9 protein-coding genes are annotated in these 10,367 nt (G+C 46.4%); 7 read left to right on the forward strand and 2 right to left on the reverse strand.

Annotated elements, in window-relative coordinates; all coding sequences use genetic code 11:
* The first annotated feature begins 1 nt into the window (after nucleotide 1).
* On the forward strand, nucleotides 2-1,681 hold the full coding sequence (locus BLR32_RS31465) for a RagB/SusD family nutrient uptake outer membrane protein (protein WP_245705568.1): 1,680 nt from the start codon (nucleotides 2-4) through the stop codon (nucleotides 1,679-1,681).
* Between the two features lie 75 nt (nucleotides 1,682-1,756).
* Here BLR32_RS31465 and BLR32_RS31470 read toward each other — a convergent pair whose 3' ends face one another.
* Nucleotides 1,757-2,974 (reverse strand): PAS domain S-box protein, encoded by a 1,218-nt coding sequence (locus BLR32_RS31470; RefSeq protein WP_089838221.1) that lies wholly within the window; start codon nucleotides 2,972-2,974, stop codon nucleotides 1,757-1,759.
* A 106-nt stretch (nucleotides 2,975-3,080) separates the two neighbouring features.
* On the reverse strand, nucleotides 3,081-3,929 hold the full coding sequence (locus tag BLR32_RS31475; RefSeq protein WP_089838223.1) for a universal stress protein: 849 nt from the start codon (nucleotides 3,927-3,929) through the stop codon (nucleotides 3,081-3,083).
* A gap of 79 nt (nucleotides 3,930-4,008) precedes the next feature.
* Here BLR32_RS31475 and BLR32_RS31480 point away from each other — a divergent pair, with 79 nt between their 5' ends.
* The 6 genes from BLR32_RS31480 to BLR32_RS31505 all read left to right on the forward strand — a co-directional run bounded on the left by BLR32_RS31480 (nucleotide 4,009) and on the right by BLR32_RS31505 (nucleotide 10,224).
* Entirely contained in the window at nucleotides 4,009-4,479 is a 471-nt protein-coding gene (locus BLR32_RS31480) for a secondary thiamine-phosphate synthase enzyme YjbQ (RefSeq protein ID WP_245705569.1), read from the forward strand.
* Between the two features lie 28 nt (nucleotides 4,480-4,507).
* On the forward strand, nucleotides 4,508-6,118 hold the full coding sequence (locus BLR32_RS31485; protein ID WP_089838225.1) for a M1 family metallopeptidase: 1,611 nt from the start codon (nucleotides 4,508-4,510) through the stop codon (nucleotides 6,116-6,118).
* A 113-nt stretch (nucleotides 6,119-6,231) separates the two neighbouring features.
* Complete coding sequence (locus BLR32_RS31490) at nucleotides 6,232-7,353, forward strand: lactonase family protein (protein ID WP_218124285.1); 1,122 nt, start codon at nucleotides 6,232-6,234, stop codon at nucleotides 7,351-7,353.
* Nucleotides 7,354-7,358: 5 nt separating this feature from the next.
* On the forward strand, nucleotides 7,359-8,453 hold the full coding sequence (locus tag BLR32_RS31495; protein WP_089838230.1) for a serine hydrolase domain-containing protein: 1,095 nt from the start codon (nucleotides 7,359-7,361) through the stop codon (nucleotides 8,451-8,453).
* A gap of 54 nt (nucleotides 8,454-8,507) precedes the next feature.
* The gene (locus tag BLR32_RS31500) at nucleotides 8,508-9,470 is read left to right on the forward strand and encodes an MBL fold metallo-hydrolase (RefSeq protein ID WP_245705570.1); all 963 of its coding nucleotides are present in this window, start codon (nucleotides 8,508-8,510) and stop codon (nucleotides 9,468-9,470) included.
* Between the two features lie 160 nt (nucleotides 9,471-9,630).
* Nucleotides 9,631-10,224 carry an RNA polymerase sigma factor gene (locus BLR32_RS31505; RefSeq protein ID WP_089838231.1) on the forward strand — a complete coding sequence of 198 codons (594 nt, stop codon included), beginning with the start codon at nucleotides 9,631-9,633 and terminating at the stop codon, nucleotides 10,222-10,224.
* Nucleotides 10,225-10,367 lie beyond the last annotated feature (143 nt).

Consider the following 10,367-nt stretch of genomic DNA (forward strand, 5'->3'; position numbering starts at 1 on the left):
TATGATCAGGAATAAATATGTTTCAGGGCTTTTAGGGATCGTCTTTCTATGCAGCATCATCGCCTGTAAGAAAGAACTCAATGTAGGTAATCCCAACCTGCCTACGGTAGATGAGAATGTGAATAATGAGTCGGGTATCATTGCACTGGCCATTGGTGCTGTATATGTCAACGGTTTTCAGAAAGGGGATGTCTGGCTGGGCGACAGCTATTTTTCATTGCCTTATGGTTATAGTGAACTGCTGGCGGATGTGGTAGGCGCACAGGCTTCCAATCAGCTGGTGAGTACGATCAGCATACCCGAGTATTTTATATTGGATAATAATTCCAGGGTTAACACAAACATCTCTAATGTTAGTCAGCTGAGAGCTAATAATACCCGCGCGCAGACAGGTTCCGGCTATAATCCGCTGTACTACCAGTGGCTGAATATGTATGCACTGAACGGCGCATGTAATAAGGTGCTGAGTATCGTTGATAAAATTACATTCTCCGGTGATGCAACAACAAAGAGTAATACTATCAAGGCCTGGTGCTATTGGTGGAAAGCCTATGCCTATGCATCTGTCGGTTCTATGTATTATTCCGGTCTGATCGTTGACCAGGATGGAGCAGGTAGTAACAGCTACGTGGTGAAAGACTCTGTGATCGCTGCATCCAATAAGTACCTGCATATGGCGGCTGGTTTATTATCATCTGGTATTTCCAGCTCAGGAGATTACGCTGCTGTATTAGGACAACTGATCCCTGCTTTCTGCCAGGTAGGTAAGGGAGGTGTGCTGACTACTGATATGTGGCTCAGGAATATCAATACCATGCTGGCAAGGAACATCCTGGTGAATAAGCTGGCGCCATTTGTGAATGGCAATCCGGATGCGGTGATCAGCAAGGCCTCTACTGAGATGATGACAACAGCCGACTGGAATGAGGTACTGAACCTGGCCACAAATGGTATCAGGGAAAATGATTATGTATTCACCGGCAGAAGTGCTCCGGCCAACGGGTTCTTTACTGCGGATGGTGGTACTGTGGCAGCATTGACTACCGGTGTCAACACCGCTATTACATTCAGGTTGAGCGAGCGCTTTGTACAGAACCTGAAGGCGGGCGACAAGCGACTGGCCAATAACTTCAACACCGCTACCAAATACCTGGATGATCTTTCTTTTGGTACCCGTTATAGTATCATAGATGGAGGCGCTGGTACAAGTGGTGTATATGTATATGGGTCAAAGTCGACGGGCAATTATGAACTGTTCATAGGTCCCAGCTATGAAGAAAATGCGCTGATGCTGGCAGAAGCAAATATCCGTTTGGGTAATACAGATGCCGGGCTGGCTTATGTGGATGCTGTAAGGACCTACATGGGAGCAGGCGTTGCTGCTGTAGCTGGTACAGGACTCACAAAGGCAGGTGCGCTGAAAGAGCTGGTAATGGAAAGAAGAGCGGCGCTGGTATTCAGAGGTCTGTCTTTCTATGATAACAGAAGATGGGGATGGACATATGATATCAGCAATGGAGGTGGTAGTTATGGTAATACCTTCCTGACTTCCGCCAGCGTGGTTAATACGAATGTTACGATCAATTATAATTTCATGGATTACTGGGATGTGCCGGCAGATGAAGCAGATCTGAATCCACCGGGTGAAGGCAGTGCACCAATAAAGAATCCTAACTTCTAAAACACGGTTCAGTTTCAATTAAAAAGGCTGTCCTTGCTTTATGCGGGACGGCCTTTTGCTTATAGATAGCATCTCCTACAACTCCTCCCTATCAACAGAAGATAGCGTAATAATCTCTTTTATCTTCTCATCCAGCCTGTTTAAGCCCTCTTCCAGCTTCCGGGTATATATCAGGTCCATATCGCGGTATTCATCCTTTATGAGCTCCAAAAGGCTCTGTACGGAAGTGAGCGGCCCGCGTAGTTCATGCGCCTGTATATGGGCGATCTTTTCCAGCTGTTCGTTCTTACGTTCTATTTTGAGTTTGTAGAGATAGGCGTCGGTGATATCTTTCATGATCATAGTCACACCGATGATCTCTCCATTTTCATCTCTGGCAGGGTTGAAGGAACTTAACCACCAGGTCTCCTTTGTACCATATACCCGCGGGAATTCCCTGGCAATGGCGGTGCCGCTTAATGCGGTATTAAAGCAATAGTAGAAAGATTCCTTATTGGATTCGTGTACGAACTGATCGATGTTCAGGTTCGCTTCGATCTTTCTGTCATAGAGGGTAGTGGTGAGCTCTAATGCGGCTTTATTGAAGTAAAGCACCTTCATATTCCTGTCCAGCAACACGAAGTTGTCCGTCAGGCTTTCGAAGAAAGCACGCAGCCGGATACTGTAATCGAGAATGTCGGCGGCTCTTTTCTTTTCACGTTCCTGCTGAGCGGTGATATGCCTTTTGAAACTGGAAGTGGCAAAGAAAATATAAATGGTGGACAGGACATAACAGCCGAAACGGTCGATGATCTTTTCAGTTGGATTTTTATAGTAACCGCTTATTGTTCCTGGAATATATAATTCAATCGCCAGCAGCGTACCGGGAATGATAAGGCTTAATATCAGCCATAAAACATATTTTTCCCTGTGGGAGATATTCAGGGCCAGCTGGAGGGTGGTGAAAAACAGTAAGAGGGTAGGCCCGTCAATTCCTGCATTGAAGAAATAATTGGCACTGAGACCGGTGTATACTACGATGACATAGCTGACAATAATAGACCGGTATTTCCGCATTTTACGGGACAGGATATAATAGATTACCTGTATGACCATTAGCCCCACTAAGAGCAGGGTAGATTCATTTGCGGCAATCAGCAGATCAATGACAAGGAAAGCAGCAAGGATTATCAGGGTGATGGCGCCGGTTAAATTAAATACCCGGTGCTCGAAGGAAAACTCATCTTCCTTTCCCATTAATAGTACTCCAAGGGAGGGCGCCTTGAAAGCAGATGGTGGTTTCCTGGTTGGCATGATATCGTTGGACTATTCCACCCAAAGTAATAAATTAATTTATTATATATATTATTTATTGGCATAATGGGTGGTTTTTGAGGAAAAGTACCCGGAAAAGCGATTTTTATTTGAGTATCATTACTGGTTCCCGGGCATTGCGGCAGATTGCGTCAGAAATACTTTTATGTGTCAGGTAGTACAGAAAGCTGTGTTTGCCAGGTAAGGAAATGATGAGCTGGATCTTATGTTTCTCTGTAAAATTCAGGATGCCATTGATAATGTTTTTGTCGCTGCTATAACAGATTTCATGCTTATAGTCCCGTAAGCGCTCATGTACATGTTGTTCTGCCAGCTTTAACTGTTCGTCAGGGTCGAGATATTTTTCCTTTGCATCCACATTCAGGACCAGCAGTTTACTGTCATCCCACTGGGGAGGGATCTGAAGATTCTGCAACTTATGCAGGGAGTCCAGCGTTTTGTAGTCGCAGGGCACCAGGATGTTTTTCACCGGCTGATAGGTGTAAGCTGCCGGTACGATCAGCACCCTGACAGGACTGGCCTTGGCGATGGAGATCAGGTTGCCGGCAATAAAGCTGCCGCTGGAATACCTGAAGTTATCGCTGCCAATTACGATCAGCTCGGGCGATTCATCCCTGACTACTTCTAATATAGCCCTCAGCAGGGGGGCTTCGCTGACCATGGAGACGACCTGTACCTCTTTGTTCGTCTTCGTAATAATATGCTGGGAGAGATTATCCATTTGCAGGCTGGCTTCCTGGCGCTCCCTGGCCATGTAATGAGGACTGACAGGGGCATATTCAGCAGAAACCACGATATGATCAAAAACAGTGTCGTAAAAGGTCTTGAGCAGGATAATGCGTTCGTAACCGTAAGCCTTGCTCCATTCTATCGCAAAATCGACAGCATTATCAGAGGTAGCGGAGAAATCAACGGGAATCAGTAATGTTTTCATAACGATTTCATTTTTCTCTTTTACTAAGTTAAGTTTGTCCTGCCTAAATCTGAAAAAAATATGCTATTTACCGGCAGGCATGAAAAGTGTTGTTAGAACGCGTGTTATTGTGTTTAAACTGAATGAAATGAAGATATACCAGGAATTATTGCAGCTCCATGAAAGGAGGAGAGGTTTTCACCTGATCACAGGGGAAGTGGCACAGGCCATGCCGCAGCTAAGGGAGATCAGGACCGGTATGTGCCAGGTCTTTATACAGCATACATCGGCATCTCTTACTATCAATGAGAATGCAGACCCTACCGTCAGGAAGGACTTTGAGATGTATTTCAGCAAAGCGGTGCCGGAGAATGACCCTGACTATCAACATGACGATGAAGGACCCGACGATATGCCTGCACATCTGAAAGCAGCGATGCTAGGTAGCTCTGTAATGATCCCTATCAGGAACGGCAACCTGGCATTGGGCACCTGGCAGGGGATCTATTTATGCGAACACCGCAATCATGGCGGCAGCAGAAAGCTGGTCATTACAGCCTGGGGGGAATAATAATCCTTGAAAACTGATACTATACCGTATGTTTAAAACACTGATTGTACTCCCGTTATTGTTACTGGGAAGCTATTTCAACTCTTTTGGCCAGCGTCAGTCCGTAGATGTACAGCACTACGGCATTTCCCTGACGGTACGCGATAACACCGATAAAATAACGGGTACTGCTGAAATCACCGTACGTTTTCTGAATAGTGTACCCGAGTTACGTCTTGACCTCGTAGGCCCGCAGATAGCTGATACCGGTATGACTGTACTGAAAGTAGTAGAAAGACCTGCCGCAGGCCATGCTGTTGCTAATGCCGGAAAACCGGGAATGCCAAACGGTGTTAAGAACATCCCCTTCCGGCAGGATAGTGCAGGCGTCTATTTAACTGTCGGTGCCGGAAAGGGTGAAACGCATATCTACCAGATCGAATATGCCGGTATTCCCCGGGATGGCCTGATCATTTCCAGCAACAAATTCGGCAAGCGTACCTTCTTCACAGATAACTGGCCTGACCGTGCACACCACTGGCTGCCATGTATAGATCATCCTTCTGATAAAGCGGCAGTAGATTTCGATGTGATTACGCCGGATAAATATACCGTTGTAGCCAACGGTCTGAAAGCACAGGAAGTACTGATGGCAAACCACCTGAAAAGGACCCGTTATACAGAAAAGGCGCTACTACCTACTAAAATTTTTGCCATAGGTATAGCAGGTTTCGCGGTGGATCATTCGGCCGATATACAGGGTATTCCGGTATACAGTTATGTATTTCCGGAGAATAAAAAACAGGGGTTTAAGGACTATGGTAAGGCAGGAGAGATCCTTCGTTTTTTCACACAACAGATAGGACCTTATCCGTATAAGAAACTAGCCAATATCCAGTCCAAAACCATCTACGGCGGTATGGAAAATGCCGGTGCTATCTTCTATTCGGAAGAATCGGTGGGTTCTAAGGATATCGAGGAATTGCTGGCCCATGAAATAGCGCATCAATGGTTTGGAGATGCGGTAACAGAAACGGACTGGGAACATGTATGGCTTAGTGAAGGCTTTGCAACCTATATGACACACCTGTATATGGAGCATGCATATGGGGTGGATACCCTGAAGGCCGGTTTAAAAGCTGACCGGAAGAAAGTGATTGCTTTTGAGAAAAAGAGGTATACCCCTGTTGTCGATACCAGCGCAAAAGATAGATATACACAGTTGCTGAATGCAAATAGTTATCAGAAGGGCGGATGGGTATTGCATATGTTAAGACGGCAGGTGGGCGATAGTACCTTCTGGAAAGGTATCCGCAATTACTTTGCGACCTATGGTGGGCATAATGCTAATACAACTGACTTCAGAAAGGTGATGGAAAAGGCAAGTGGACAGGATCTGGAGGGCTTCTTTCAGCAATGGTTGTATACACCAGGAATGCCGGAACTGACTATCAGTCCGGGTGACGGAGGAAAGTTTATTATCAGACAGGACCAGGAACATCTGTTTGCCTTCCCGCTGGAATATGCTGTAGATGATGATCCGCGGATATATACTGTGCAGATCAAAGACAGGGTAACAATCATCAATATACGGGCTAATCATACGATACATATTGATCCGCGCATAAACCTCCTGTTCGAATATGGCAAAGGGATGTAAATGGAAAGGGGAGCAGGGCTTACAAATCCTGTAAAAAGCCTGAAAATGGAATGAGGCTAAATACTATCTTTGTCCGGCACATCAATTCCGGACCCATAAATCGCTTCATCACCTTGCTGAAAAGATCATGCCTCCTGTTACTGGCATTGCTGGCCAACTGCGTTATCTATGCCCAGACAACCTATTTGTTTGTCGGCTCATATAATGATGCAAAAGATAAAGACGGTATCTACATTTACAAGATGGATATGGAGAGTGGTAGACTCGATAAGGTCTGTACCTTTTCCGCCATCATGAACCCTTCCTTTCTGACCCTTTCAGCTGATGGTCAATACATCTATGCCTGCAGTGAGACCCGTACGCCGGGCCTGGGCAGCGTGAGTAGTTATCGTTTCGACAGGCAGCAGGGCGTTATCACGATGCTGAGTAAACAGCCCAGCGGGGGAGATAACCCTGTTTATCTCACGGTGCATAAAAGCGGGCGCTGGCTGGTGAATGGAAACTATACAGGCGGTAGTATAGCGGTATTTCCTTTGAATGGCGACGGAACTATAGGAGAGGCTGTGACGGTCATCCCGTTTGCCGATAGCAGTATCACTGACAGACAGAAAAGCGCGCATATTCATTCCACCGTATTTTCACCGGCACAGGACTATGTATTCGCGCCAGACCTGGGTGCGGATAAAATACGACGTTTTACTTTTGATGCCAGTAAGGGAAAGCCATTACAGCTGGATAGTTTCATCCGTACTACACCCGGTAGTGGACCAAGGCATTTCACCTTTCATCCTAATGGGCGTTTTGCCTATTGTATAGAGGAGTTGTCGGGATCGGTAGCTGCGTATAAATACAACAGCGGCAGGTTGGAACCCTTTCAACGATTGATGACACATGGTAGTGAGCCGCGTAGTGCTTATAGTAGTGCCGATATTCATATTTCTCCTGATGGTCATTTTTTGTATGCATCTAACCGGGGCGTGGAAAATAATATTGCCATTTACAGCATCCATAAAAATGGAACATTGACTTTTGTGGGATATGAGTCCGTACTGGGAGATCATCCCCGTAACTTTCTGATAGATCCTAGCGGGAAATTCCTGATAGTGGCCAACCAGATCAGCGGGAATGTGGTAGTTTTCAAACGAGACGCACAGACCGGCCTGCTGACTAAGACAGGTGTAGATGTAAAAATGCAGGGGCCTTCCTCTTTACAGATCAGAACATACAACGACTAATACCTATGAAACGCTTGCTACTGCCATTGCTGGCGGCTATTACCAACTTATCTTACAGTCAGAGCATCACATCTTTTGCAGATAGTGTGAGAGAACATTACAAAGTGCCTGAACTGGCATTCGCTGTTGTCTCTTCAGATAGTGTACTGGAATGCCATGTGCTGGGCGTGAAACGTGCTAATACGGCCTATGCTGCACAGGCGGGCGACAGATTCCACATTGGCTCCAATACCAAGGCCATTACAGCTTTTATTGCGGCCTTGCTGGTAAAGGAACAGAAGATACAATGGAATACTACTATTCTGACGCTGTTTCCTGAACTGAGATGGAGGACGCGTTATGTATACGATACTGTTACACTGGCTAACCTGCTGACATTCAGGGGAAGGCTGCAGGGTTATTCCTATGATTCGGAAACGCCTACTTTCAGAGAACTACATGGCGACTATGCTGCACAACGTATGCAGCTGGTAGCTAATTTCCTGACGCAAGCCCCTCAGAAATTGAATGAGAACGGGCTAACACCTTCCAATCTCGATTATATTACAGCGGGGCTTATGCTGGAAAAAGCAAGTGGCAAACCTTACAAGACACTTGTACAGGAACTGGGAGCACGACTGGGTATTAATTTCCGCTTTGATTATCCCAATCTGAAAGATACCACACAGCCCTGGGGACATGATGAAAATCTGCAGCCACTACCGCCCGCCGAAAGCTATAAAATGAACTGGTTGCTGGCAGCAGGCAATATCAATGTGAGCCTGGAAGAATATACCCGTTTTGTGCGAATGCTCCTATTGGGCCTGAAAGGCAAAAGTGACTTGTTGCCGAAGAAGACTTTTGAGCAACTGCTCTTCGGAATGCCCAACTTCTCTTATGGATGGTTTAATCCGCCTCAGCTTCTCCGATATCACGTGGCATTCAACGAAGGGAATGCAGGTGCCTTCATTACAAGAGTACACATTATCAAAGAGGCCAACAGAGCATATGTGATCTTTACGAATGCAGCAACGCCCGCCACAAAAGAAGCTGTGGACGTATTGCTGAAAGAGCTGATCCAACGGTATGGAGAAATAACAATACCGATAACGTATATTTGACAGGAACACATGATGGCTGCTATGGAATATGTCTTTAACCCGGACTTGCCGGGCATGCAATTACCTTTTGACTGGAAAGGAACACCGGTAGACGAAAACGGAAAATTCATGAATCATGAGTTCCCGCATCAATATTCATTTTCGGAATTCCTGAAATGGCGCTTGCAGCGGAACCCGCAGAAAGCAGAGAAGAAAGCAGACAGATGGATCCCCGATATTGTTTATAATGAAGATTTTCTGCATTCCGGTAAAGACTGTATTGTCTGGTTTGGCCATGCCTCTTTCTTCATCCGGCTGGCTGGTGTCAATATACTGATCGATCCCGTTTTCTATGATATCCCGCTGTTCAAACGGCGCACACCTTTTCCCATAGATCCCGCAAAACTGAAAGGACTGGATTATATCCTGATGTCACACAATCACCTGGACCATTGTGATAAGCGCAGCTTAAATTTATTGGCAGCCAATAATCCGCAGGCCGTTTACCTGACAGGGCTAAAAATGGAAAGTCTCCTGGAGAAACTGACGGGTAGTGAGCAGATACAGGAGGCAGGATGGTATCAGCAATACCATACAGAGGCCCGTATTAAGGTTTTTTTCCTCCCGGCAAGGCATTGGTCCAAACGTGGGCTTCGTGACCTTAATAGCCAGCTTTGGGGTGCTTTTGTGATCCAGGGAGATGGCAAGACCATTTATTTCGCTGCAGACTCAGGATATGGCAGTCACTTTGAAGACGTGGGACGGATCTTTCCCCATATTGACTATTGCATCGTAGGGATAGGAGCGTATAAGCCTGCCTTTTTCATGTCGCAGAGCCATATTTCCCCTCAGGATGCCGTGAAGGCTGCAAATGATATGCATGCCAAAGTAATGATACCTATGCATTATGGCACTTTTGATCTGTCTGATGAGCCGCTGAGCGACCCTTTTAATACCCTGAAAGAGCTTGAAAAGCAGGGCGCTATACAAGGAAGGCTGGATTTACTGAAAGTCGGAGAGGAATTGAGAATACACTAAGTGACCTGGCCCCGGAAATGCCGTGGTCGGGGGAATTGAATCTTCAATGTCAATTTTCTGTTATACTTAGCGCTTAGGGCTGCCTCTTCTTCAATTAATCAAGCGGTTCGCTTGCTTTCTTAAGTAATTCGCTTTTACTTTACGGCATACCAAGACCAACATGTTCGAAACGCATACCAGTGACGGGGACTTACTGCAATTGCTGAAAGGAGATGATACCGCTGCTTTCGAGACGCTGTACAACAGATACTGGAAAGCGTTATACACGCGGGCCTGTCAGCGGGTAGATGTGAACGACGCAAAAGACCTGGTACAGGAAGTCATGCTGAGTCTCTGGCGCAGAAGAAAGGAAATTCCCGTTTTTAAGGAAGGTGAATTCGCTAAGTATTTGCATGCCGCCATTAAGTACAGGGTGATCAGTCATTATGCCTTCAGTACTGCAGAGATCAAAAAGATATCCTTGTTCGATATACTGGACAGCCAGGATTTTAACGACCGGCTGGAAACCAAAGAGCTCAGCGCCAATATTGCCGCAGCAGTCGGCCTCTTGCCTACCCGTATGCAACAGATCTTCCGGATGAGCCGGGAAGAAGACCTCTCTATCGCCGAAATAGCTCGTCAATTGAACCTCTCGGAACAAACGGTTAAAAACCAGCTTACGGAAGCCCTCCGTAGAATGCGTAGTTATCTGAAGACCAGCTCTTCCGGGGACTGGGCGCTGCTGGTGGCGTATCTGTTTTGCCATGTTAGGTAGGGTGTCGGCGTTGGGGGATATGTTTCGGGGCATCTGTATTGTTGACCCGGGTTGAACCCATTTCGGTTCCCGGTGGGGTGTCCGTATTGGTCCCCGGGGTTTCACCCCGCGCTACAAACACGGAGACCCCTGACGGGGTCTAT

Source organism: Chitinophaga filiformis (genome assembly GCF_900102545.1).
GTDB lineage: Bacteria > Bacteroidota > Bacteroidia > Chitinophagales > Chitinophagaceae > Chitinophaga > Chitinophaga filiformis.